20 protein-coding genes are annotated in these 24,184 nt (G+C 56.8%); 14 read left to right on the plus strand and 6 right to left on the minus strand.

Annotated elements, in window-relative coordinates:
• Nucleotides 1-17: 17 nt before the first annotated feature.
• Both nfo and Q0931_RS06655 read right to left on the minus strand, forming a co-directional pair.
• Nucleotides 18-872: a deoxyribonuclease IV gene (nfo, locus tag Q0931_RS06650; RefSeq protein WP_299258524.1), complete on the minus strand. Its 855-nt coding sequence runs from the start codon at nt 870-872 to the stop codon at nt 18-20.
• A gap of 169 nt (nt 873-1,041) precedes the next feature.
• Nucleotides 1,042-2,019 carry a formate/nitrite transporter family protein gene (locus Q0931_RS06655; protein WP_299258526.1) on the minus strand — a complete coding sequence of 326 codons (978 nt, stop codon included), beginning with the start codon at nt 2,017-2,019 and terminating at the stop codon, nt 1,042-1,044.
• 128 nt (nt 2,020-2,147) lie between these two features.
• Here Q0931_RS06655 and Q0931_RS06660 point away from each other — a divergent pair, with 128 nt between their 5' ends.
• The 3 genes from Q0931_RS06660 (at nt 2,148) to mdoH (ending at nt 7,771) form a co-directional block, all read left to right on the plus strand.
• On the plus strand, nt 2,148-3,341 hold the full coding sequence (locus tag Q0931_RS06660) for a multidrug effflux MFS transporter (RefSeq protein ID WP_299258528.1): 1,194 nt from the start codon (nt 2,148-2,150) through the stop codon (nt 3,339-3,341).
• Between the two features lie 361 nt (nt 3,342-3,702).
• Nucleotides 3,703-5,283, plus strand: a complete 1,581-nt coding sequence (locus Q0931_RS06665) for a glucan biosynthesis protein G (RefSeq protein WP_299258531.1) — start codon at nt 3,703-3,705, stop codon at nt 5,281-5,283.
• On the plus strand, nt 5,276-7,771 hold the full coding sequence (gene mdoH / locus Q0931_RS06670) for a glucans biosynthesis glucosyltransferase MdoH (protein ID WP_299258533.1): 2,496 nt from the start codon (nt 5,276-5,278) through the stop codon (nt 7,769-7,771). Before Q0931_RS06665 ends, mdoH begins: the two co-directional genes overlap by 8 nt.
• A gap of 169 nt (nt 7,772-7,940) precedes the next feature.
• Here mdoH and Q0931_RS06675 read toward each other — a convergent pair whose 3' ends face one another.
• Together Q0931_RS06675 and Q0931_RS06680 are read right to left on the minus strand one after the other, a co-directional pair.
• Nucleotides 7,941-9,683 carry an NADPH-dependent assimilatory sulfite reductase hemoprotein subunit gene (locus Q0931_RS06675; RefSeq protein ID WP_299258535.1) on the minus strand — a complete coding sequence of 581 codons (1,743 nt, stop codon included), beginning with the start codon at nt 9,681-9,683 and terminating at the stop codon, nt 7,941-7,943.
• A gap of 2 nt (nt 9,684-9,685) precedes the next feature.
• Nucleotides 9,686-11,494 carry an assimilatory sulfite reductase (NADPH) flavoprotein subunit gene (locus Q0931_RS06680; protein WP_299258538.1) on the minus strand — a complete coding sequence of 603 codons (1,809 nt, stop codon included), beginning with the start codon at nt 11,492-11,494 and terminating at the stop codon, nt 9,686-9,688.
• A gap of 729 nt (nt 11,495-12,223) precedes the next feature.
• Here Q0931_RS06680 and yegS point away from each other — a divergent pair.
• Both yegS and Q0931_RS06690 read left to right on the plus strand, forming a co-directional pair.
• Nucleotides 12,224-13,153 (plus strand): lipid kinase YegS, encoded by a 930-nt coding sequence (gene yegS, locus Q0931_RS06685; protein WP_299258540.1) that lies wholly within the window; start codon nt 12,224-12,226, stop codon nt 13,151-13,153.
• 277 nt (nt 13,154-13,430) lie between these two features.
• Nucleotides 13,431-13,874, plus strand: a complete 444-nt coding sequence (locus Q0931_RS06690; RefSeq protein WP_299258542.1) for a hypothetical protein — start codon at nt 13,431-13,433, stop codon at nt 13,872-13,874.
• Between the two features lie 144 nt (nt 13,875-14,018).
• Here the strand turns inward: Q0931_RS06690 and Q0931_RS06695 are convergent, their stop codons facing one another.
• Nucleotides 14,019-14,225, minus strand: coding sequence for a cold-shock protein (locus Q0931_RS06695; protein ID WP_299259160.1), 207 nt, complete (start codon nt 14,223-14,225; stop codon nt 14,019-14,021).
• A gap of 218 nt (nt 14,226-14,443) precedes the next feature.
• On the opposite strand from Q0931_RS06695, the gene Q0931_RS06700 reads away from it, so the two are divergent.
• From Q0931_RS06700 to Q0931_RS06725, 6 genes are all read left to right on the plus strand, one after another.
• On the plus strand, nt 14,444-15,283 hold the full coding sequence (locus Q0931_RS06700) for a 2OG-Fe(II) oxygenase family protein (protein ID WP_299258544.1): 840 nt from the start codon (nt 14,444-14,446) through the stop codon (nt 15,281-15,283).
• Nucleotides 15,280-15,747 (plus strand): GNAT family N-acetyltransferase, encoded by a 468-nt coding sequence (locus Q0931_RS06705; RefSeq protein ID WP_299258546.1) that lies wholly within the window; start codon nt 15,280-15,282, stop codon nt 15,745-15,747. Before Q0931_RS06700 ends, Q0931_RS06705 begins: the two co-directional genes overlap by 4 nt.
• Nucleotides 15,748-15,834: 87 nt before the next feature.
• Entirely contained in the window at nt 15,835-16,266 is a 432-nt protein-coding gene (locus tag Q0931_RS06710; protein WP_299258548.1) for a TM2 domain-containing protein, read from the plus strand.
• Nucleotides 16,267-16,288: 22 nt separating this feature from the next.
• On the plus strand, nt 16,289-17,227 hold the full coding sequence (locus Q0931_RS06715; RefSeq protein ID WP_299258550.1) for a cation diffusion facilitator family transporter: 939 nt from the start codon (nt 16,289-16,291) through the stop codon (nt 17,225-17,227).
• 38 nt (nt 17,228-17,265) lie between these two features.
• On the plus strand, nt 17,266-17,835 hold the full coding sequence (locus Q0931_RS06720; protein WP_299258552.1) for an exopolysaccharide biosynthesis protein: 570 nt from the start codon (nt 17,266-17,268) through the stop codon (nt 17,833-17,835).
• Nucleotides 17,836-17,944: 109 nt separating this feature from the next.
• Nucleotides 17,945-18,514, plus strand: a complete 570-nt coding sequence (locus tag Q0931_RS06725; protein ID WP_299258554.1) for an exopolysaccharide biosynthesis protein — start codon at nt 17,945-17,947, stop codon at nt 18,512-18,514.
• A gap of 113 nt (nt 18,515-18,627) precedes the next feature.
• On the opposite strand, the gene Q0931_RS06730 is transcribed toward Q0931_RS06725, so the two are convergent.
• Nucleotides 18,628-20,562, minus strand: coding sequence for a transglycosylase SLT domain-containing protein (locus Q0931_RS06730; RefSeq protein WP_299258556.1), 1,935 nt, complete (start codon nt 20,560-20,562; stop codon nt 18,628-18,630).
• A gap of 192 nt (nt 20,563-20,754) precedes the next feature.
• Between Q0931_RS06730 and Q0931_RS06735 the strand changes: the two genes are divergently transcribed.
• From Q0931_RS06735 to Q0931_RS06745, 3 genes are all read left to right on the plus strand, one after another.
• Nucleotides 20,755-21,081 (plus strand): DUF1232 domain-containing protein, encoded by a 327-nt coding sequence (locus tag Q0931_RS06735; RefSeq protein ID WP_299258558.1) that lies wholly within the window; start codon nt 20,755-20,757, stop codon nt 21,079-21,081.
• 175 nt (nt 21,082-21,256) lie between these two features.
• Complete coding sequence (gene htpG, locus Q0931_RS06740; RefSeq protein ID WP_299258560.1) at nt 21,257-23,140, plus strand: molecular chaperone HtpG; 1,884 nt, start codon at nt 21,257-21,259, stop codon at nt 23,138-23,140.
• A 189-nt stretch (nt 23,141-23,329) separates the two neighbouring features.
• Nucleotides 23,330-24,097 (plus strand): protein bax, encoded by a 768-nt coding sequence (locus Q0931_RS06745; RefSeq protein ID WP_299258562.1) that lies wholly within the window; start codon nt 23,330-23,332, stop codon nt 24,095-24,097.
• Nucleotides 24,098-24,184: the final 87 nt, after the last annotated feature.

The following is a 24,184-nucleotide window of genomic DNA, read 5'->3' on the forward strand; positions in this document are numbered from 1 at the left end:
CTAAAGATAAGAGAGCGTCAGGCGCTGGTGGCGCCGGCCTGCGCGCGCAGCCAGGCAATTTCCTGATCCCAGATGGCCGGCTCAATGGTTTCCAGAATCATGGGAATACCGTCAATTCGCGCATCCTGCATGATGGCCCGGAAGGCGTCACTGCCGATATTGCCCTGCCCCAGACTGTGGTGACGATCCACGCGACTGCCCAGGGTGCTTTTGGCATCGTTGAGATGCATGCCGCGCAGATACTTCATACCGACCACGGCGTCCAGCTCATCCAGAACGGCCCGGGTGGAGGCTTCGGTGCGCAGATCATAGCCGCCGGCAAAGGCGTGGCAGGTATCGATACACACGCCGACGCGTGACTTGTCTTCCACCTGCTCAATGATGTCGGCCAGCTGCTCGAAACGATAGCCCAGGTTGCTGCCCTGACCGGCGGTATTCTCGATCACGGCGGTCACCCCTCGGGTTTGGGCGAGTGCCTCGTTGATTGAATCGGCAATGATTTTCAGGCACTCACTTTCACTGATTTTGCGCAGATGGCTGCCCGGATGGAAATTGAGCAGGGTCAGGCCGAGCTGTTCGCAGCGCTGCATTTCATCGAGAAAGGCGGCACGTGATTTGGCCAGGGCTTCTGCTTCCGGATGGCCCAGATTGATCAGATAGCTGTCGTGGGGAAGAATCTGCTCGGGTTTGAAGCCGTGGTGCTGACACGCCTTTTTGAAGGCGGCAATGACGTTTTCATCCAGTGGTTTGGCCTTCCACTGACGCTGGTTTTTGGTAAACAGGGCAAAGGCGTTGGCGCCAATGTCTACCGCGCGTCCTACGGCCTGATCAACGCCGCCGGCGGCGCTGACGTGTGCTCCGATATATTTCATGTGCTACCTGACACAACCTTGCTGTTTCTGGAAAGGCGTCATGGTACGCAATCCTGTTTGTGAGTGCATGAATGGCGCTGATAGCCCCGCTCGTCCTTACAGACAAAAAAACAAGCGAGCCGGGGCCGCCTGTTTGCTGTGCCTGTGCATGTCGTCACCCGAATCAGGATTACTCCTGAGCTTTCCGGTCGTGATTTTTCTTGTGACGGCGCTGGATCAGTCCCTGCTTGCGCTCCTTCTGCGCTTCCAGATCGCCACGAATCTGTGCGTGACTGATCAGGGCAAAAATGAATGTGCCTCCGACCACGTTGCCGGCAAGGGTCGGCAGGCCAAAGCGTAGAAGGAAGTCACTCCAGTCGGCATTGCCTGAAAACACCATGTAAAACATTTCACTGGCCCCGACGACGATATGCGCAAAGCCGCCGATCGCCATGACGTAGGTAATAATCAGGATGATCCAGACCTTGGCCTGATCGGCTGCCGGAATCAGCCACACCAGTGTGGCAATCATCCAGCCGGCCAGGACGGCACTTGAAAACATCTCAAATGGCGACTTTTCCATGAGATGATGGCCCAGCGTAATAAAGGCCTCGTGTGTGGCTGGATCAAACATCGGCATGTTCAGGAATGTGGCCGCTGAAAGGGCAGCACCGACCATGTTGCCAAACAGCACGACGCCCCACAGACGTCCCAGTGCGCCAAAATTGACCATTGTCGGGTGACTCATGACCGGTAAAACGGCGGTCACGGTATTTTCGGTAAACAGCTGCTGGCGGGCCAGGATGACGACGATAAACCCTACCGTGTAGCCCAGACATTCGATCATGAAACCGGTACCGTTTTCCGGCAGCTGGGCGTGCATGAGACCGCGCGCCACCATGGAGAAGCTCATCGAGATGCCGGCGGCGATAGCTGACCACAACAGCGCCATGGAGTCCCGCGACAGCTCCTTTTGGCCATCCTTGCGAAGGTGCTGGTGGACAGCGGCTGCCTGAGAGGGCAGTTTTCGGTCCTCCTGCTTTTCAGCCTGACGGCGTTTTTCGGCAGGGCTTTCTGATGCCGACGCCTGATCTTCCTGCTCCGAGGATTCGGCGTCGAGACCACCTTCAAAGTCATCTTCTGCCTGTCTGTTCTGATCCTGGCTCATGGGGGGCCTGCCTGTTGTCAACATGGTCAATGAGCCTAGCGTAGCCGGATGTCCCTTAAACTGACAGGAGTTGGCCGGACCGTAGCCAGTCTGTACAGTGCCGGCTCATCTTTTCAAAGAGTCTGATCATGGGCACCTTTTCCGGCAACCGCCGTCTGATCGTCATGATGATGGCGCTGATCGTGCTGACCCCCATGGGTGTCGATATCTTTCTGCCATCGCTGCCAATGCTGGCGCAGGATTTTGCGCTGGATACCGCGGGCATCAAATGGTCCATTACGCTGTATCTGATCAGCATGGGCGCAGGACAGCTGGTGGCCGGTCCGCTGGTTGATGGTCTGGGACGACGGCCCATGGCGATCATGGGGGCGCTCGTTTATGGACTGGCCGCGGCGCTGTGTCTGATTACTGATCAGATCACACTTTTTTATATCGGGCGGTTGCTACAGGGATTTGGCGCTTCTCTTGCGACCGTGGTGGCATTTTCCTGTGTGCGGGATCGCTTTGAGGGTGAGCGTCGCGCCGGCATTTACAGTTTCCTGAATGCCGCCGTCTGTGTAGTGCCGGCTCTGGCACCGCTGCTGGGCAGCCTGCTGGCCGCCTTCTGGCACTGGCGTGCCAGCTTTGTCTTCATGGTGGTGTTTGCGCTGGGCGTGACCCTGTTCTGTCTTTGGGGACTGGAGGAAACCCGGCCTTACGGTGAGCACAGGAGCCGTCTTTCTCATTATGGCCGTGATGTGCTCGCCATTTTGCGCAACGGGCAGTTTGTCTTTCACGTACTGATTGCCATGACCGGCATGACGGTCATTCTGATTTATGTCACCACGGCGCCCATATTGTTGATGGACCGGGCCGGCCTGAGCGAGCTGGCCTTTGGCAGCTGGTTTGGTGCCGTGGCTGCCATCAATGTGGTGGCCTACTTTCTGGCGCCCCGGCTGATTGCGCGTCTTGGGCAGCACCGTGCCATTCATGCGGGGCTTGCCGTCATGGTAATCGGTGGATGTCTGCATGCCCTTTTGTATGGTTTTTCCGGCCCCGGGGTAGCTTCCTTCATGCTGCCCAACGCCGTCATGGTGACCGGTTTTTCATTGACGCTTGGCGCCGCACTGAGTCTGGCCCTTGAGCCGTATGCGGACAGGGCCGGGCTTGCCTCATCGCTGGCGGGATGTTGTCAGATGGGTGGTGGGGCGCTTTTGGCATCGATTCTGACGATGCTGCCGTTGGCGCCTCAATGGATACTGGCATTGATCGGCATTGTGGGCGCGGGTGGTCTTTTATTGATGGCGCTGGTGATCTTTCATCGGGAACAGGTGCTGGCATGACGGGTTAACTCTATTGTCGACATGTCACCGAAAGGTAAAAAAAGACAGCGTTTCATTATGACTACTGAGAAAAAGGCTCGCTGACGCTAGAATGGCGTCCAACCGCTCATATAATCACGAACATGTTTTGTATCGCTGTGGCATTCTGAGTCATATCGTGCGCCAGGAGTTGACGTAAAATGCTGCGTCTGGACGACTGGTATAAAGGTGCAGGGCCATGGTAAACAGGCCTGCTAAATTCAATAAAGCATACGCTGCCATGCATGGCTGCCCTGACTTTTTTCCTGCATGACGGCAACCGTATGAACCATACCTTTTTATATATCAGGGCACTTCAAGGATGCTTATGAGGAATGTTGCTGTGACGTCTTATCTGAAAACTTCCGGTAGTTTCGCGGCTTACGCTACTCTGAAAAAAAGTGCCATGCTGGCGTTCGGGGTGGCCTCGCTGTTCTCCGCTCAGGCCGTGCTCGCATTTGACTTCAATGATGTCAGTCAGGAGGCCCAGGAGCTTGCACAGCATGGATACACTTCGCCTCAAGGCAATCTCCCCGGATCCCTTTCGGGGCTAAACTTTCAGCAGTATCAACAGATTCAATACAAGCCTGCCCAGTCGCACTGGCGTAGCGACAATCTGCGATTTGATCTGGGGTTTTTTCACGAAGGCATGCACTACAACACGCCCGTGACCATCAATGAAGTCAACGGCGACGATGTGCAGGAGCTGAAGTTCTCTCCGGACAATTTCAACTACGGCAATCTTGATGTCGACAAGTCAAAGTTCAAGGATCTTGGTTTTGCCGGTTTCAAGATCAACTATGGCGACAACCCTGACAAGAAAAACGAGTCGATGGTGTTTCTGGGGGCCAGCTACTTCCGGGTGGCCGGCAAGAACCAGCGCTATGGGCTTTCAAGCCGTGGACTGGCCGTGGATACCGGGCTCAACTCGGGGGAAGAGTTCCCGCGCTTCAAGGAGTTCTGGGTCGTCAAGCCGCAGGGCGATGACCGCTACCTGACCATCTACGCGCTGCTGGATTCGCCCAGTGCGACCGGTGCCTATCGATTTATCCTGCGTCCGGGACAGGACAGCGTGGTCGACGTGCAGTCGCGTCTGTTCCTGCGTCGTCAGGTCACCAAGCTGGGCATCGCGCCGCTGACCAGCATGTATCTGTTCGGCCCCGAGCAGCCTTCCGGCGACAACAATTATCGTCCGGCGATTCATGACTCCAACGGTCTGCAGCTGGCCACCGGTGACGGCCAGTGGCTGTGGCGCCCGCTGGCCAACCCGAAGCGTCTCTCCGTGGATACCTTCCCGGCCAATAACCCGCGCGGGATGGGGCTTTTGCAGCGTGATCACGAGTTTGACAACTATCAGGATCTCGAAAATCGCTACGAGCTGCGCCCCAGTGCCTGGATCGAGCCGCAAAACAGCTGGGGTGACGGCCAGGTAGAGCTGGTGCAGATTCCGACCCCGGATGAAACCAACGATAACATTGTCAGTTTCTGGCGACCGACGCAGGAACTGCCCACCAATCAGCCGCTGGATTTCAACTACACCATCAACTGGACGCTTGACGAATCGCGTTACCATACGCCTGATCTGGGCTGGGTGGCTCAGACTCGTCGTGCCCGCGGTGAAACAATCCAGGACAATCTGGTGCGTAAAAGCGACGACAGCACGCTCTACGTGATCGATTTCGTGGGTCCGAACCTCAAGTCGCCGGGCAGCAATGCCAATATTCAGGCGGACGTCAATGTCGGTGACAACGGCCAGATCGTGCGTAGCGAAGTGACTCGTAATCCCGCCATGGACGGATATCGCCTGAAGCTGAGCGTCAAGGCCAATGACACCTCAAAGCCGGTCAACATGAAGGCTTTTCTTGAAAACGGTGACTCACGCCTGACGGAAACCTGGAACTACGTGCTGCCTGCCAATGAGTGATGATGCCTACTCAAGCCCGGCCCGGGCGTATCTCGAGCGCCTGGCGCTCGGGACCCGGGATCTGGGTCATCGACGAGAGCTGCTGGAACTGGCTTCTCAGGATACGCCCCTGTTCAGGGTTCACGATGAAATCGGCGGGCAACGTCTTTTGCAGGACGACCCGGCCAGTGCCTCTGTGCTCCGTCGTCTGGAGCTCGCCTATGGGACAGCGCCTCTGGCGCCACCGGAGGTGCTCGGTACAGACAAGGTAGGACGTATTTGTCTCAAGACCATGCCGCCTATCGAGCGTACCTCGATTGCTCCTCATCCCTGGACAACCAGTCCGATCAAGCGCTTGAGGAAGGGATATCACCTGCGTCGCGGCAATCTGAAGCCGCGTGTGCGCAAGACCCAGGCGCCTGAAGCCCCCACGGCACCGCGCTGGAAGATGGTGGGGACCATGCGTCGCTGGACGCTTCTGCTGCTGGTCATGGTGCAAAGCGCCGTGGCGGTCTGGTACATGAGTACCGTACTGCCGTATCAGGGCGCGCAGTTGCTTGAAGTGCTGGAACTTGTGCTTTTTGCGCTATTGTTCTGCTGGGTGTCGGCCGGTTTCTGGACGGCGCTGATGGGATTCTTCCAGCTCTTGAAGGGGCGGGACAAATACAGCATCTCGGCGACCAGTACTGGTGATGAGCCAATTGATCCTTCGGCCAGAACCGCCATTGTCATGCCGATCTGTAACGAGGACGTCAATCGTGTATTTGCCGGGCTCAAGGCAACCTACGAGTCCGTCCAACGCAGTGGCAATATCGAGCACTTCGATTTCTACGTGCTCAGTGACAGCTATGATCCTGACACCTGCGTGGCAGAGAATCATGCCTGGCTGAGGCTGTGCCGTGAAGTCGGCGGGTTCGGTCGGATCTTCTATCGTCGTCGTTCTCGTCGGGTCAAGAAAAAGAGCGGCAACATCGATGACTTCTGCCGTCGCTTTGGCGCCAAGTATCGCTACATGCTGGTCATGGATGCCGATAGCGTCATGAGTGGTCGCTGCCTGACCCGACTGGTACAGCTGATGGAAGCCAATCCGGACGCCGGTATTATCCAGTCGGCACCACTGGCCGCGGGCAGCAACAATCTTTATGCACGCCTGCAGCAGTTTGCCACGAGGGTGTATGGGCCGCTTTTCACGGCAGGCCTGCACTTCTGGCAGCTGGGGGAATCCCACTACTGGGGGCATAACGCCATTATTCGCGTTGAACCCTTCATGTATTACTGCTCGCTGGCGCCGCTGCCGGGCAAGGGCGCGCTTTCAGGTGAAATCCTGTCTCATGATTTTGTCGAAGCGGCGCTGATGCGTCGTGCCGGCTGGGGCGTCTGGATTGCCTATGATATGCCGGGCAGCTATGAAGAGATGCCGCCCAACCTGATTGATGAGCTTCAGCGGGATCGTCGCTGGTGCCAGGGCAACATCATGAACTTCCGCCTGTTTCTGGTGCGGGGCATGCACCCGGTACACCGCGCGGTCTTTCTGACCGGTGTCATGTCCTATCTGTCGGCACCGCTCTGGTTTTTGTTTTTGATGCTGTCCACGGCGCTTCTGGCCGTGCATACCCTGACCACGCCCGAGTATTTCACCGAGCCCATGCAGCTGTTTCCGCGCTGGCCCGAGTGGCATCCGGGCAGGGCGGTCGCGCTCTTTTCCACCACCCTGACCCTGCTGTTTTTACCCAAGATCCTGAGTGTGATCGTGATCTGGGCCAAGGGGCCGCGCTATTACGGTGGGGCCGTGCGTCTGGGGCTTTCGATGGTCATCGAGTCGCTGATTTCAATGCTGCTGGCACCGGTGCGCATGCTGTTTCATACCCGCTTTGTTCTGGCGGCCCTGATGGGTATCGAGGTCAAGTGGAAATCGCCCCAGCGTGATTTCAGCGAGACGACCTGGAAGGATGCCTTCATGCGTCATGGTGGTCAGACCGTGTTCGGGATCATCTGGACACTGTTTGTGCTTTGGCTGGACCCGCTGTTTCTGCTCTGGCTGTGGCCCATTGTCGGGGCGCTGATGCTGTCGATTCCGGTATCGGTGATCACCAGCAAGGTTGGACTGGGTCGCGCTGCCTTCAGGGGACGCATGTTCCTGATCCCTGAAGAGTCCAATCCCCCGCGAGAGCTGCGGGCAACCTGGCGGTTTGTGCGCAATGCGCGTCATCAGCCGCCGGCACCGACCTTTGTGCAGACCGTGGTCGATCCCATCGATAACGCGCTGGGCTGTGCCATGGGTGTGGCGCGACACAACAAGTCTGAAGCGATTGAGTCTCAGCGTCAGTCAATGGTTCGCCAGGCGCTGGTAGGCGGCCCTGACAGGATGCCCAACAAGGAAAAGCTGCTGGTGCTGGATGATCCGGTCATGCTCTCCAGGCTGCATTATCAGGTCTGGGATCGAAGCCATCAGTATCCGGCCTGGATTGATGAGGTCTACGCGGATGATCCACCGCCGCGCTTTATCTAGTGAGTCGTTCGGTCGGATAAAAGGCCCTGCCAATGGCAGGGCCTTTTTTATGTTGGCACTTGATGATGGTGGCGCGTTAGTGATTGTGTGAACAGGGCAACCATAAAAAGCAGCCATAAAAAAGGGGCTCGACACATGGTCGGGCCCCGGGAACAAAAAAAGGCATGGATCAGGCGGTATGGAAATCCAGCCCGTTTTCGGTCGCCTTGATGATACCGACGCGAACAACAAAGTCACCGAAGTGTTCGCCGGCCTCACGCTCTTTGGCGTAGCGATGAATCATCGGTGTCAGCTCTTCGAGAATGGTCTTCTCATCGATGTTCTCACGATACATCTTGTTGAGCCGTGTGCCGGTGAAGTCGCCTCCCAGATAGAGGTTGTAACGGCCGATGGCCTTGCCCACGAAGCCGATTTCGGCCATGAAGGGCCGGCCACAACCGTTGGGACAGCCGGTCATGCGCACGATGATCGGATCGTTTTCAAGACCTGCGTCCTTCATGATGGCATCGAACTTGTCGAGCAACGTTGGCAGATAGCGTTCGCTTTCTGCCATCGCCAGACCGCAGGTGGGGAAGGCCACGCAGGCGATCGAATGCTGACGCAGCGGCGTGACGTCCTTGAGCATGCGGTAGCGATCGATAATGGCATCGATCTGCTCACGAAGCTCGGGCTTCACGTTGGTAATGATCAGGTTCTGGTTACAGCTCAGCACGATATCGCCATCGTGAATTTGTGCGATTTCACGCATCCCGCTCATGATCTGCATGCCGGCATGGATGGGGTTGTCATCAGCATAGTCGCGGATACGACCGTTTTCGACGAAAAGCCCGTAGTGCCACTGGCCATCTTCACCCTGATACCAGCCGAGAATGTCGCCGGTCGTGGTGAATTCGAAATCACGTGCTTCTTCCAGTGCGTAGCCGAGATACTTTTCGAGCTCGGCTCTGAAGCCTTCCGTGCCCATGGTATCCACGGTGTACTTGAGACGGGCATGCTTGCGGTTTTTACGGTCACCGTTGTCACGCTGGACCAGCATGACCTTTTCAGCCACATCAATGGTCTGATCGACGTTGCAGTAACCGATGATGGAGCCACGGCGCGGATAGGTATCCGGCTCGCCATGGGTCGAGCCCATGCCGCCGCCGACCGCCACGTTGAAGCCCTTGAGTTCACCGTTTTCAACAATGGCGATAAAGGCCAGATCGTTGGTCAATACGTCGGTCTCATTATCCGGCGGTATGGCCAGGCCGATCTTGAACTTGCGCGGCAGATAGTGCTGGGTATAGAGCGGCTCGGTGACTTCATCGGGGCCACCGGCGACACGTTCTTCGCCCAGAAAGATCTCGTGATAGGCGCGGGTGCGCGGCAGCAGATGATCGCTGATCGCGGCCGCCAGATCATAGACCTGCCGATGAATCGCGGAGCGATGCGGGTTGGCAGTAGAGGTGACATTACGATTGACATCGCCACAGGCGGCGATGGTATCAATCATGGCGTCATTGACCGTTTTCAGGTGGGCGCGCAGATTGCTCTTGAACACGCCATGATACTGAAAGGTCTGACGCGTGGTAATGCGCAGCGTGCCATTGGCATAGCGCTGCGCCACGTCATCCAGTGTCAGCCACTGCTGGCTGCTCATGCGACCGCCGGCGATGCGCAGACGGACCATGAAGGAGTAGAGCGGTTCGAGCTTTTTCTTGCGGCGCTGATCGCGAACGTCGCGATCATCCTGCATATAGAAGCCGTGGAACTTGGTCAGCTGGGTATCATCAGGGCTGACGGCGCCGGTGGCGTTATCCGCCATGTCTTCCATTAACCGCCCGCGCAGAAAGTCACTATTGACCTTGAGGCTTTCGTTGGCGGCATAGTCATCAAGCGACTCGTCACGGAGTTTGGCAATAATATCGGTCATGTTCAGTATACGTCTCGCTGGTAGCGTTTGGACTGCTGAAGATCGCGGACATACTGGGCAGCGGCGTCCTCATCAAGACCACCGTGCTCTCTGGCAATGTCCAGCAGTGCCTGATGGACGTCGGCTGCCATACGCTCGCCATCACCACAGACATAAAAATGGGCGCCACGCTCAAGCCAGGCGTAGAGTTCCGCCCCCTTTTCCCGCATGCGATCCTGCACGTAGACCTTTTCAGTCTGGTCGCGCGAAAAGGCAACGTCCAGACGAGTCAGCAGACCTTTCTCTCGCCAGTTCAGCCATTCGGCCTGATAAAGAAAGTCGGTGTGAAAATGCTGATCGCCAAAGAAAAGCCAGTTGTCGCCTTCGGCCCCGGCATCATCACGCTCCTGCATAAAGGCGCGGAAAGGAGCTACCCCTGTGCCCGGACCTACCATGATGATCGGTGTGCTGTTGTCGTGCGGCAGCTTGAAATTCTTGTTGCGATCGACATAGATCGGGATCTTGTCGCCAGGCTGGACATGGTCGGACAGATAACCGGTGGTAACCCCATTGCGTGCTCGTCCATGCGCTTCGTAGCGAACGACACCCACGGTCAGGTGCACTTCATCGGGCTCGGCATTGTAGCTCGAGGCGATCGAGTAAAGGCGCGGCGGTAGCTTGCGCAGTGCCTGAGTGAAGGTGGCCGCATCCAGATTGTCGACCGGGAACTGTTCAATCACATCGATGATATGACGGCCGTAGACCCAGTCCTTGAACTCATCACGTGCTTCGTCGCTCAGAATACGGCGCAGTTCGGCGTCATCGCTGAGTTCAGCCCATTTCTCGAGAAACGGTCGCGTCAGCGTGGTGACTTCAAACTCGGCCAGCAGCGCATCACGTACCTTGCTACCGGTGTCCAGTTCGGTGTCATGACTGATTCTGAGCTTCTCTAAAAGCTCATCCACGTAGGCTGGATCGTTTTGCGGCACGACGCCCAGTGCGTCGCCGGGCTCATAGACGAGGCCGGAATCCTCCAGGGACAGCTCGATATGACGGGTTTCCTTGCTGGAACCTTCGTCATTGAGTATTACCGTGTCGAGAATCTCGGCATAAAAGGGGTTTTTCTTTGACCACTGGCTTTCACCGGCCGACGCTGCAGATGGACCCTGTTCGGCTGCAGCCGTGGTGGCACCCGAGAGCTCGGCGTAGCGACCAAGGACGGTTTCAATCCAGACTTCTGCCGGCTCTTCATAATCAACATCGCAGTCGACCCGGTCGCTGATGCGCTCGGCACCGAGTTCGGCCAGGCGGGCATCGAATTCCTTGCCCATCTGACAGAACTGGTCATAGCTTGAGTCGCCCAGACCCAGAACGGCAAAGCGATGGCCGTCGAGTTTGGGCGCCTTGCGGCCATTGATCAGCTCATAAAAGCCGATGGCTGTATCCGGCGGGTCACCTTCGCCCTGAGTGCTGACCACGACCACCAGGTTGGTGGGATCCTTGAGATCCTTTTTGGTGACGTCGGCCATATCGAGCAGGCGAACATTGAAACCATGAGCTTTGGCGCGATCACGGGCCTGTTCGGCCACGCCTTCAGCGTTGCCGGTCTGGCTGCCATACAATACGGTAATTTCGGGTAGTGCGGAGGCGGTCTGTGGTGCACCTGCAGGTGACGCAGCGCTCGGCTGGCCGCCGGACGCGTTGAGTCCGGCGAGATACCCACTCAGCCAGGTCATCTGGTCGCGATCCATGCCGCTCAATACGTCATTGAGACGCTGGGCCTGATCGCCATTCAGAGGACTGTTGGTGTCGAGCAGGGGGCCTTGTGACATCGTGGATATCCTCATCTGTCCCCGTGGGAGGAAGGCGAATGCTAGCGACCTCCCCAATGAATTAAAAGGTATAAATTATAATGCTTTTATAATTTAAAGGAATTAAAGGCAGGTCAGGACTGCCGGGTATTTCGTTTCGCCATTACTTCATGTCATGACCGGCCCGACAGTGCTGAAATCGCCTGTCAACGTATCCGAACTGCATGATGATGCCCGGCATGAGCTTGAAACCGGCATTTCGCAGGCAGGGGCAGGCAAAAACGGTGGTGAATGTAGCATGCCTTCGGCCTTTGACATCAGGCCGTTGCGATCGAAAATGCCGACTGTTCGTCCGGACAATAAAAACGACGGAGTATACCTGCATCGAGCAGCACGTACGAACCATGTGCATTAATGAGCATCAAACTTCATTGACTATTGGTTGCTGTCGGCCCTCGACGCGACAGCGACAAATCAATACAGGCCGTTAAAAACCATGCGGTACCGGCCTTTTCGGCGATGCATTTCCAGGCGCATGATCGTAAGGATGAAGTGCGCTAAACGGCATGGTAGCGTTCACGGCCGCTTTGGCAGGTGGCGCGCTGTCAGCACATGCCATGGCGTATGACATCGGGCCATGACGATATGGTCATGACCGGATATACGTCACCTCGACGGGGGCCTGCTACGATAGCATTTATCCCGCCATGGCATTGGCGTCTCTCAATTCGATAAAACAGGAGTGCGAGATTGAATTTCTGGCTGATTGTGAATGGCAAGGGGGTCGGGAATCCTGAGCTGCGCGAGGCAGTGGATCGCATTCGAAATGAGGGCGTGAATCTTTCGGTTCGGGTCACTTGGGAAAGCGGCGATATTGCGCGCTTTCTTGAAGAGGCGGGGGATCAGAACCTCGATCGCATCATTGTAGCCGGTGGTGATGGTACGCTTCATGAGGCCACCAATGCGCTGATGGGCATCGAGTCCTCGAGACGTCCCGCGCTTGGCATTATTCCCATGGGTACGGCAAATGACTTTGCCACCGCAACGGGCATTCCCAATCCGCCGCTCGATGCTCTCTCTCTGGCGGTTCACGGTACGCCGCGTGCCATCGATGTCGCCCGTATCAACGACCTTTATTTCCTGAACATGGCTTCCGGCGGTTTCGGAGCCAAGGTGACCAGTGATACACCGCCGGCCCTGAAAAAGCTGTTGGGTGGGGGAGCATATTCACTGGTAGGGATCATGCAGGCCTGGCGCTTTGAGCCCTTTCGCTGCCATTTGCAGACTCGCGATGGCAATTACGAGCGTGATCTGATCGTGCTGGCGATTGGCAACGGCCGTCAGGCGGGCGGTGGGCAGGAGCTGACGCCGCGCGCGCTGCTTAATGATGGTCTGCTGGATGTACTGACGGTTGAATCCTTTTCTCTGAGCAGAATAGGCAATGCCATTCATGAACTGCGTGAGCTGCCCACCGATGGAGAACTGGTGCGCTACCATCAGCTAACGTCCATGGACTTTCAGAGCGAAACACCGCTGCCTATCAATCTGGATGGCGAGTTTCATGAGTTCACTCAGGCAACAATCAAGGTCTGCCCGGGGGCCCTGTCGATCATTCTCCCTGATGAATGCCGGCTCATGTATGAGGGCAAACCAGCAGATCGGCATGGACGCGGCCGCTAGCATGATTTCAGCCGACCCTGACAGTTGCTGGTATTAACCTGAACGTTACAAAATGACGACGGTATGACAGTCGATGCATGACTATAAATAGTAGGCTCTTTAATGTAGCGCGTCGGTATGGAGAGGTGCGCAGTCATGAATCGGACTACAGGTTCTGGATCATGGACATGCGGGCCAGGCGATTTCATGGGCAGTAGTCCCTGTTGTCCTGGCGTTATTCTCTATCGACGTAATTTTTATCTGAAGCCGTCAATCCAAAGTAGTCAGGGAGATATTCATGAAAGGGAAAACAATCGCGGCAGCAAGCCTTGCCTTTACCATGGCGCTTGGTCTGAGTGCCTGCGGTCAGGATGATCCGGCCGAGGAGGCAGGTGAACAGGCTCAGGAAGCCAATCAAAGCAGTCAGTACATGGATGGCGAGGGTGCCAATGCCACCTCCGAGGGTGCTGAGGCGCAGGCCGATACTGAAAATGAGGGTATCGACAATAGCACCATGGATCCTGAAAGTGGTGGTACGAGCGCCATGCCGGAAGATGAAGAATCTACTGAAGATTCGGGCACCATGCAGGGCATGAATGAATCCCAGGATAGCACGGATGAAAGTACCGGTGCTCGTGAGGGCGGTACCGGTCACACGGCAACCAATGCCGGTTCATCGGGCACCATGAGTCAGGCCGAAGAAGCCGAGCAGATCAACAATTCCTCAAGCAACACGCAGTAAATCAGCCGGGCAGGCCGTCATGCGGTCTGCCGGTTCGACCGGCAAGGGTCCATTTTATCCCTCTGCCAAATATTGGATATCGGACATGAAAAAGCCCGCGCCATGGCGCGGGCTTTTTGCAAGGCGAACATGCTGATTCAGTGATCAGTCAATGGCCTTGATGTTAGCGGCCTGGAGGCCTTTCTTGCCCTGAGTCACTTCAAAGGAGACCTTCTGACCGTCCTGAAGAGACTTGAAGCCTTCAGCCTGGACCTCGGAGAAGTGTGCGAAGAGATCATCGCCACCGTCATCGGGAGAAATAAAGCCGTATCCCTTTGTGTCGTTAAACCATTTGACAGTACCGGTTGCCATCTTTGATGTCCTTGCTCTATTTGCAGTGATACCGAGCCGCAGCCCGTTTATGCTTTGGGCTTTCAAAAGGATAATGATCACAAAAGCGATCAGGGAATCCGACTGTAAAGCCACTTCTGAAGCATGATTCAGGATCCTGAGAAAGGTCAAGTTCAATTTGCCAATCTTCAGGTGCATGCCATCATGCATTGGAGCGATCAGCATTGGAGACAGGATTGATGAACGTCCAGAACGTCGATTATCAGAATGCACAGGCAGCACAACAGTTTACGCAATCGCTGCGCGAGACCGGTTTTGGCGTGGTGCGTAACCACCCCGTGCCACAGGCACTTGTTGAACGAATCTATGCCGGGTGGGCTGCCTTTTTTGAAGGTCAGGGCAAGCAGCAATGGCGGTTTGATCCCGAAACGCATGCCGGTTTTTTCCCGGCGAGCATCTCTGAAACGGCCAAGGGGCAAACGCAAAAGGATCTCAAGGAATACTTTCACATCTATCCGGGAACCCGCGTGCCCGAGAGCCTGCAGGCCGATATTGATGAGTATTACCGGATCGCGCAGGGCGTGGCGACAACGCTTCTGGGCTGGATTGAAGCCAACTTGCCTGAAGAGGTCTCAAATCGCTTTAGTGAAGCGCTGTCCAGCATGATTGCCGACAGCCAGCAGACCTTGCTGCGCGTGCTTTATTATCCGCCCTTTGAAGGCAACGAAGGGGAAGGGGCCGTGCGCGCGGGCGCCCATGAAGACATCAATCTGATCACCGTGCTGCCGGCCTCCAATGAAGCCGGTCTCGAGGTCAAGGGGCGTGACGGTCAGTGGCTGCCGGTGCCCTGTGATCCGGGCCAGCTGATCATCAACGTGGGTGACATGCTGCAGGAAGCCTCCGACGGGTATTTCCCGTCCACCACCCATCGGGTGGTCAATCCCGAAGGGGCATCGCGCCATCGCGCGCGGCTTTCCCTGCCGCTGTTTCTGCATCCTCGTCCCGAGGTAGTGCTTTCCGAGCGCTACAGCGCCGATGGTTATCTCAAGCAAAGGCTCAAGGAGCTGGGCGTGTCATGAGTGCCGTCACTTCACAGCCGCAGTGGCCGATGGACTGGCGACCCGGCAATCACACGGATGATCTGCGTTTTGCCCAGCAGCTGGTAGAGGAGACCATGTCTCCCTACTGGCAAAAGCGACGCATGGTCTTTAGCCGGCAGCTTTTCAGGGAACAATGGGTGCGGCTGGAGACGGCCATCATCATGCGCGATGAGCAAAAGGCCGGGTTGATCGCCTGGGATGTGGAGGATGGTATTCATCATCTTCGCGAACTGCACCTGACAGCGCCCTGGCGAGGTCAGGGCATTGGTGCGGAGGTGCTGACCCACTGGATTGCGCGACAGGAAGCGCTGGGGGCCAGGAAGATGCGTCTCAAGGTCTTTGCCGAAAATCCGGCGCGTCGACTCTATGAACGCATGGGCTTTCAAGCCATGCCAAATTCAAGCGATATATCAGGGCTTTTGAACATGGAACGTCGCACATGACATTGTGCTGTCGCACTTTCCGGCATTGACTGTTTCATCTCCTGCCACCATATCGGGTGCAGTTCCAACCTCTTAAAAGGCAATGCCATGTCTGCACCTGAATACGCAACGCACGCCACCCCTGCCACGCAGGGCACCCATAATATGTTGATGGGATACCTGCTATGGCTTTTCGGTTTTACCGGTGCGCACCGCTTTTATTACGGCAAACCCATTACAGGAACGATCTGGTTCTTTACCTTTGGTCTTTTTCTGATTGGCTGGATTGTCGATCTCTTTCTTATTCCGCTCATGGACCGTCAGGCCGATTTTCGTTTTCAGCGCGGCAGCAGAAGTTACACCATCAGCTGGATACTGCTGACCTTTCTTGGGGTTCTGGGTATTCATCGCATGTACATGGGCAAATGGATCACGGGCGTCATTTATATGCTGACCGGCGGGCTCTTTCTGCTGGGTGTGCTCTATGATTTCTGGACGCTTAACGATCAGCTGTCGACCAGGCACGAACGCGAGCGCTAGTCTCCAGTCAAGGAATTCTTTCATGGCTTCTGAATCAAAAGCCGTTATTTACGCGGCAATGGCCGGCAACCTGGCCGTGGCCGTGACCAAGTTTGTGGCCGCTGCCATGACAGGCAGCTCGGCCATGCTTTCCGAAGGCATCCATTCAGTAGTGGATACCGGCAATCAGGTGCTGCTGCTATTTGGGATGCACCGTGCTCGCAGGCCCCCGGACCGGGATTTTCCATTTGGCTATGGCAAGGAGGTGTACTTCTGGAGTTTCGTGGTCGCCATCCTGATTTTTGCCATCGGGGCAGGCGTGTCGTTTTACGAAGGCGTGGTTCATGTCATGTCGCCCGAGCCCATGTCATCGCCCTTGATCAACTATATTGTGCTGGGTCTGGCCATTCTTTTCGAAGGCGCATCGTGGCTTTTTGCCCTTCACGGTTTTCGCAAGGCCAAGGGCAAATGGGGCTATGTCGAGGCGGTACAGCGCGGCAAGGACCCGTCGCTTTTCATGGTGCTGTTCGAGGATTCAGCGGCCATGCTGGGACTTGTGGTCGCGCTGGGTGGTGTCTGGCTGAGTCAGATCACCGGTAATCCGGTATTTGATGGCGTGGCTTCCATCGTCATCGGTCTGATACTGGCGGGTACGGCGGTATGGCTTGCCATCGAAACCAAGGGCCTTTTGATCGGTGAAAGCGCCAATCGTCGTGTTGTGAATGACATTCGCGATATTGTCGGCCGCCACCCCCAGGTCGAGGCCGTCAATGAAGTGCTGACCATGCATATGGGGCCGGATTTCATTCTGGTCAATTTAAGCGTGCGCTTTAATCGCAGCATGCCGGCGGAAAGGCTCGAGCGGGTAATTGCCGAGCTGGATAAAAGCCTCAAGCAACAGCATGACGAAATCAAACGGATCTTTATCGAGGCCGAATCAAGCCTTGAAGGCAGCGCGTCGGCTCAAAATGAAAAGGCCTGACCCCTGTTTTCTCACTCACCACGGCAATACGGATAGTCATGACAGAAACTACCAGACTCAGCGAGCTGATGACGTCGCTGGACGATGAGCACGAGGGCAACGATGTCAGTATCAATGATATTCTGAAGACCTTTGAATCCCGTGGTTTCGGGCCGCTGCTGGTCATCCCCTCGCTTCTGGCACTGGTGTGTCCGGTGCCCGGTATTCCGACAGCCTGCGGACTGTTCATGGCACTGATCGCGATTCAGCAGGTGTTTGGGCGCACCCATCCCTGGCTTCCATCGCGCCTGCGAGAGGTGTCCATCGGCGCCGATCGTTTCCATCGCATGGTGGTTCGCATCAAGCCCTGGGCCAGACGCTTCGAGTATCTGTTCAAACCGCGGCTGGTATTCATGGATACCAACGCCGCTCGGCGCGTTGTCGCCGTTTTGATCACACTGCTGAGTCTGTCGATGGCACCGCTGGAGCTTTTGCCCTTTGCGGCCGCCTTGCCTGCCGGAATGCTGCTGCTGATTGCGCTGGGCATGATCGCGCGTGATGGTCTCGTCGTACTGGCGGGCCTGGTAATCGCCATCCTTGGAGCAGGATGGCTTGCCATGCTGATTTAAGGGAAATGTCCCGCGATCAGCATGACAACAAGGGCACCCATGATGTCATTGATGCGCTCCGAATGGCGTGCATCGGCACCAGCTTCATGACAAGGCGGTACGGATATTCATGACAGAAACCACCAGACTCAGCGAGCTGATGATATCGCTGGATAAGCAGCACGAGGGCAGCGAGGTCAGCCTTGATGATCTCATGACGATCTTTCATTCGCGCAGCTTCGGTCCCTTGCTGGTCACGCCGCCATTGATTACGCTGGCACTGCCCATTTTCGGGCTGCCGACCCTGTGTGGCGTGGTGACGGCGCTGGTGGCTATTCAGCAGGTCATGGGTCGCAGTACACCCTGGTTGCCTCGACGTCTGCGTCAGTTTTCGATCAACGGCCAGCGCTTTCATCGAACAGTGGAGAAGGTCAATCCATGGGTAAAGCGGCTGGAGCGGCTTTTCAGGCCTCGTCTGGCTTTCATGGACAATGAGGTCATTCATCGCATCGTGGCGATGTTTATCGTATTGATCAGCCTGTCCATTCCCTTTGTCGAGCCTCTGCCGATGGGGCCGGCGTTACCCTGTGCCACGCTGATGCTGGTGGCGCTGGGCATGTTGATGCGTGATGGGCTGGCCGTTTTGATTGGCCTGATGGTTGCCGTGACGGGAATGGCGTCACTGGTACTGCTGCTATAGGGCGGTTATTGCCATTAACATGGCTTTTATCAAGGCGGCGGTTATAAAAAAGTGAGTGTTATAAGAAAGGGGCCCTGCAACAGGGCCCCTTCAGGTGTGCGTGCGGTGAATCTTCAGCGCTGAAGACCACTGTTATATCGTATCGTGCGCTCATGTTCGCTCATCATGTGAACGCCCTGGGTCGTGCCTTTTGCCAGTCCTTCAAAGATGGCCCGATAGGTCAGCACGGCCTGAACATACTCGCGTGTTTCACGAAACGGAATCTCCTCAATAAAGAGATCAAAGGGCTCGTCGCTGTTGGCCAGCCAGCGGTCTACACGACCCGGCCCCGCATTATAGGCGGCTGCCGCTGCCACGCGATTGCCGCTATAGCGTGCCGCCATATCGCGAATATAGGCGCTGCCCAGCATGACATTGGTCTCGGGGTCTTCAAGACTTGCCACCCCCTGCCAGGCCACGCCCAGTTGCTGGCTGACATGCTGCCCCGTCCCGGGCATCAACTGCATGAGACCGCGAGCGCCCACCGGTGACTGCGCCTGTGGGTTAAAGGAACTCTCTCGCCTTGCCAGTGCCATGAGAAGCCATGGATCGACATTACGTGCCTGCCCCCACTTCTGGAAAAGGTCGATATAGCCCTGCGGGAAGCGCCAGTCGAGAGCGTCCCAGTGATCGCCTCGAATGGCGGCGTAAATGGTCAGGTCATACCATCTTTGGCTGAGCGCGTATTGTGTCAGCGTCGGATGCTGCGCCCTGGGGAGATGGCGCATCAGGTAGTACCACTCGGCGCGAGCAAGTCCCGGCTCGTTGATGCGATACAACGCGGCAATGCGGCGCATCGATGGCAGGCTGGCGGCGTCTTTCAGATCATGCTCGGCGATCGTGACCCGCTCGTTTTCAAGCGCATAGGGCAGATGAAGGCGATCGGCAGCGGCAAAGCCGAAAAAGCTGCGCTGGCCGGCCGCGATCTGCCACGCCTGACGGGCGCCGGTCTCATTGCCCAGTTGCTCGCGTGCGCGGCCCAGCCAGTACTGCCAGTGGGCGTCCCGGCGGTCGTTTTCCTTCATGCGCTCGATCCATGCCGCTACCTCGTGCCACTGGCGGTGCTCGAGTGCCTTGCGCGTACGAAGCTCCAGCAGGTCCTGATCGCCCAGCTGTGCCGCGGCGGCATCGGCCCATGAAGCATTGGCGTCGATATCGCGTACCAGTGAATAGAAGGCCAGGTCATGCTCGATGTCGTGGCGCTGCTCGTCGGTCAGCGGTGCGCGGGATTTGATCTCGCTCCAGGTCGTGAGCGCCCGGGCCGTGTCCTGGCGGATGAGGCGTGCCATGGCGGCGCTATAGAGCGAGGACACGCCCGGCGTATCGTGGCGGACCAGAGCGGGCAGTTCGGTAATGCGGCCCGGGTTGTTTTGCAGGCGCTCGAATAGGGCGCGTTGAGGCTGCCAGCTCGGGGGCAGCTCATTGGGCAGATAGCGTGCCATGGTGTCTTCCCCGGCACGCCAGGCGAGCATTAGCCGCGACCAGATATCGGCGCCGGTGATGGTGCCGTTGGCACGAAGCTGCTCAAACAAGGGATCGCAGGCCGAAGGCTGGGAGTGGCCGACCAGCCACAGCTCGCGGCCACCAATGGCGGCGCGCTGAGGCTGCTGGCTCAACAGCGCTCGATAGTACCAGCACTGACGCGTGGTGCCCTGCGGGACCCCATCGCTGATGGCCAGAAAATCATCGAACTGCTGGCGGGCACCCCATGCGTCCTGAGCCACACCGCGCATCCACTCGGACAGCACCGAGTTCTGATGGCGCTTTAGGTAGTCATTGATGACGGACGGGGATACCCCCGGCAGACGTGACTTGAGTTCGTGATACTCGACATAGCCTTCCAGCACATGGCCTTCAATCGCATCATGATCAATCTGATCCCACTGGTGGGCACGAGCGGCCTCAAAGGCCTGAGTAAAGCCCTGATCGCTGGCCAGCGCCGGTGCGGCAATGCCTGCAGCCAGCATAACGCCCAGCCAGTGCCTGGATAATCTGTACGTAACCCTCACCCGAAAACTCCTGTCAGCCATCGATATGAACCTGCGCGGGACAGGCATACTGCGTGTTTGAGGCCTAGACTAATCCAGACGTTCGAAATTAACGATCCCGACAGGACGTTATCGAGTTCCTGCGGCGTTGAACAGATGCAGGCAGCAAACGGCCTTATTGAAACAACATCCTTTTATGCGGAGTATCCATCCATGGCAAAAGGTCGACTCAATCCCATCGGGCTGATTCGCGGCCGTGGTCGCGTCTACTGGCGAATTTTCAAGGCATTACGCACCTTCTTTCCCATGATGAACGACTGGCGCAAGGGCCGCTATCGCCCGCTACCCAAAAAGGCACTGGGACTGATGGCGCTGACCATTGTCTATGTGGTCAGTCCCATCGATCTGGTCCCGGACTTCATTCCCTTCTGGGGGCTGCTGGATGATCTCGTCATCGGCGGCTGGCTTCTGGCCAAGCTCGATGAGGAGCTTGACGGCTATCGGCGCTGGCGTGCAAGCGCCAACACACCCGCCGCGTAAGGTGTAATCCCTCTCGAGTGAGCAGCACGGCGTTGATGGATATAACGCCGTTTCTCTTGAAAAACCGGCAACTCCCCCCATAACGGGTAACACACAGCACGGCGTGGACTGATCAAATGTCAGATCACGCCGTGTGTTTCACCCTGTTGATTATTGTCAGAAGAGAAATGTTGCCATGACGAGTGCGCAAGAGCAGACGCTCGGTTTCCAGACCGAAGTCAAACAGCTTCTTCACCTGATGATCAATTCCCTGTACTCCAACCGGGAAATCTTTTTGCGTGAGCTGATTTCCAACAGCGCCGATGCCTGCGACAAGCTGCGTTATCGTGCTCTGGAAAGCGATGCCCTGTATGAGGGGGATCCCGAGCTTCGCGTTGAGATCGAGTTTGATCGGGATGCCAAAACCGTCACCGTTCGTGACAACGGCATTGGCATGAATCGCGAAGACGTGATCGCCAACCTCGGCACGATTGCGCGTTCGGGGACGGCCGAGTTTCTCAAGCAGATGTCCGGCGAACAGCAAAAGGATGCCCGACTGATCGGCCAGTTCGGCGTTGGCTTCTACTCGGGCTTTATCGTCGCCGATGAGGTGATTGTACGTACGCGTCTGGCTGGTACGCCGCAGGAGCAGGGCGTGGAGTGGCGCTCGAAGGGCGAGGGGGAGTTCACCATCGTCGATATCGAGCGCGCCGCACATGGCACTGAAATCGTTTTGCACCTCAAGGAAGATGCCCTCGAGTTTGCCGACGAGCATCGCCTCAAGGGCCTGGTGCGCAAGTATTCCGATCACATCGAAGTGCCGGTGCGCATGCCAACCGTTCAGGAAGGCGATGACGAGACCGATGTGACCGTCACCTGGGAAACGGTCAACGAGGCCCAGGCGCTCTGGGTACGTCCGCGTACCGAGGTCAGCGACGACGAGTACAAGGCGTTTTACAAGCATGTGGCACATGACTTCAGTGATCCGCTGACCTGGAGCCACAACAAGGTCGAAGGCAAGCTCGAGTACACCAGCCTTCTCTACGTGCCGTCCCGTGCACCGTTTGACCTCTATCAGCGCGAAGGCGCTCGCGGGCTCAAGCTCTACGTGCAGCGGGTATTTATCATTGATGATGCCGAGCAGTTCCTGCCGCTGTACCTGCGCTTTGTGAAGGGCGTGGTCGACTCCAACGATCTGTCGCTCAATGTCTCGCGTGAAATCCTGCAGCAGGACCCGCAGGTCGAGAAGATGAAAGGGGCATTGACCAAGCGCGCGCTCGATATGCTGAGCAAGCTTTCAAAGGACAGTGGCACCTATCAGAACTTCTGGAACCAGTTCGGTGGCGTGCTCAAGGAAGGGCCGGCAGAAGACCACAGCAATCGTGAAAAGATTGGCGGTCTGCTGCGTTTTGCAAGCACCCACACGGACAGCTCGACCCAGAATCAGTCGCTGGCGGATTACATCTCCCGCATGAAGGAAGGACAGCAGGGGATCTACTACATCATCGCTGACAGCTTCAATGCCGCGCGGCACAGCCCGCATCTCGAAATCTTCCGCAAGAAGGGCATTGAAGTTCTGCTGCTGTCCGATCGCATCGATGAGTGGCTGATGACCCATTTCACCGAGTTTGATGGCAAGTCGCTGATCGACATCACTCGTGGTGATCTGGATCTGGGTGACATCGACAGCGAAGAGGAGAAGCAGGCACAGCAGGAAAGTGCGAAGGCCAAGGAAGGACTGGCCGAGCGTTTCCGCGAGGCGCTGGGCGATCAGGTTCAGGAGGTCCGGGTCACCCATCGCCTGACCGAGTCACCGGCCTGCGTGGTACTGCCTGAAAACGAGATGGGCTATCAGATGCGTCGGCTGATGGAAGCTGCCGGCCAGCCGGTACCCGAGGTCAAGCCGATTCTCGAGTTCAATCCCGACCATCCGCTGGTGTCGCGACTGGAAAGCAGTGAAGGGGATGCCTTTACGGATCTGGCCCATGTGCTGTTTGATCAGGCCGTGATCGCCGAGGGTGGTCAGCTGGATGATCCCGCCGCCTATGTGCGTCGCCTCAATGCGATGCTGACCCACTAACGGGTGTTGGCCATCGGGGAGTGACGGCCGCTGGTCGTCATTCCCTTCTTGTATATGGATTTTTCCCCGAACATGTCTTTTGCATGATTATGCAAGATGACGGATTTTAGCCTCAGGTCGTCGCTTATGACGACACGGCAGGCAAATCATGTTAGTCTGCCGCCTTGTCCTGATACCGAGCCCTGTAACATGACACGAACGCATCGCCCGTTGACGACGTTGACGCTCGTGCTTGCACTCTCCGTTTTCAGCGTGTTCACACCCTCTCACGCCGATACCAGCAAGCCCAGTTTCCAGATGCCGGACCTGCGAGAACACCCGGCCGGCAGTGATCGCAAGATTGCCTTTTTCAATTTGATGATTCCGCTCATCGAGAAAGCCAACGATGAGATTCAAAACGATCGCGTATGGCTTGAGCACATGCGTGATCAAAAGCGCTGGACCTCTGATTCACGTCGACGCCTCGCCTCTATCTGCAAGGATTATGGCCTGAGCTGCAAAAACGAAAAGGATGCCGACTGGCCCACACTGTTTGCTCGTGTCGATACCGTGCCGATTCAGCTGGTGCTGATTCAGGCCGTGGAAGAGTCCGGCTGGGGAACGTCGCGTTTTGCCCGTGAAGGCAACAACCTTTTTGGTATGCGCTGCTTTGGCGATAGCTGCGGTCTCGAACAGATCGGCACCGGCAGTGGCTACCAGAGTTTTGCCACCGTTTATGACGGTATTGAAGCCTATATGCGCAATCTCAATACCCATCGCGCCTATGAGCATTTGCGTGAGCGCCGTGCCGCGCTGCGTGCCAAGGGCAAAAATGTTAACGCGCTGGCGCTGATTCCTTCGCTGCAGAATTATTCCATCCGTGGCGACGCCTATCTGGCGGCCCTTCAGTCGCTTTTAAGTACCAATGCTCCGCTGATCGAAGAAATGCGCGTGCAGGACAGTGACGATCCCGCGTAGCTGTTGTTTGTGGTTTCATCGCTGTTACCGTGCATGAAAAAGTCGCCCCGAGAGGCGACTTTTTCATTTCCGTACAACGGACAAAGG

The organism is uncultured Kushneria sp. (genome assembly GCF_947497025.1).
Classification (GTDB): domain Bacteria; phylum Pseudomonadota; class Gammaproteobacteria; order Pseudomonadales; family Halomonadaceae; genus Kushneria.

What these genes read in the sequence shown, in the direction of transcription:
- nfo (WP_299258524.1), bottom strand. Translation starts at nt 872, where the DNA reads ATGAAATATATCGGAGCACACGTCAGCGCCGCCGGCGGCGTTGATCAG.
- Q0931_RS06655 (WP_299258526.1), bottom strand. Translation starts at nt 2,019, where the DNA reads ATGAGCCAGGATCAGAACAGACAGGCAGAAGATGACTTTGAAGGTGGT.
- Q0931_RS06660 (WP_299258528.1), top strand. Translation starts at nt 2,148, where the DNA reads ATGGGCACCTTTTCCGGCAACCGCCGTCTGATCGTCATGATGATGGCG.
- mdoH (WP_299258533.1), top strand. Translation starts at nt 5,276, where the DNA reads ATGAGTGATGATGCCTACTCAAGCCCGGCCCGGGCGTATCTCGAGCGC.
- Q0931_RS06675 (WP_299258535.1), bottom strand. Translation starts at nt 9,683, where the DNA reads ATGACCGATATTATTGCCAAACTCCGTGACGAGTCGCTTGATGACTAT.
- Q0931_RS06680 (WP_299258538.1), bottom strand. Translation starts at nt 11,494, where the DNA reads ATGTCACAAGGCCCCCTGCTCGACACCAACAGTCCTCTGAATGGCGAT.
- Q0931_RS06690 (WP_299258542.1), top strand. Translation starts at nt 13,431, where the DNA reads ATGAAAGGGAAAACAATCGCGGCAGCAAGCCTTGCCTTTACCATGGCG.
- Q0931_RS06695 (WP_299259160.1), bottom strand. Translation starts at nt 14,225, where the DNA reads ATGGCAACCGGTACTGTCAAATGGTTTAACGACACAAAGGGATACGGC.
- Q0931_RS06700 (WP_299258544.1), top strand. Translation starts at nt 14,444, where the DNA reads ATGAACGTCCAGAACGTCGATTATCAGAATGCACAGGCAGCACAACAG.
- Q0931_RS06705 (WP_299258546.1), top strand. Translation starts at nt 15,280, where the DNA reads ATGAGTGCCGTCACTTCACAGCCGCAGTGGCCGATGGACTGGCGACCC.
- Q0931_RS06710 (WP_299258548.1), top strand. Translation starts at nt 15,835, where the DNA reads ATGTCTGCACCTGAATACGCAACGCACGCCACCCCTGCCACGCAGGGC.
- Q0931_RS06715 (WP_299258550.1), top strand. Translation starts at nt 16,289, where the DNA reads ATGGCTTCTGAATCAAAAGCCGTTATTTACGCGGCAATGGCCGGCAAC.
- Q0931_RS06720 (WP_299258552.1), top strand. Translation starts at nt 17,266, where the DNA reads ATGACAGAAACTACCAGACTCAGCGAGCTGATGACGTCGCTGGACGAT.
- Q0931_RS06725 (WP_299258554.1), top strand. Translation starts at nt 17,945, where the DNA reads ATGACAGAAACCACCAGACTCAGCGAGCTGATGATATCGCTGGATAAG.
- Q0931_RS06735 (WP_299258558.1), top strand. Translation starts at nt 20,755, where the DNA reads ATGGCAAAAGGTCGACTCAATCCCATCGGGCTGATTCGCGGCCGTGGT.
- htpG (WP_299258560.1), top strand. Translation starts at nt 21,257, where the DNA reads ATGACGAGTGCGCAAGAGCAGACGCTCGGTTTCCAGACCGAAGTCAAA.
- Q0931_RS06745 (WP_299258562.1), top strand. Translation starts at nt 23,330, where the DNA reads ATGACACGAACGCATCGCCCGTTGACGACGTTGACGCTCGTGCTTGCA.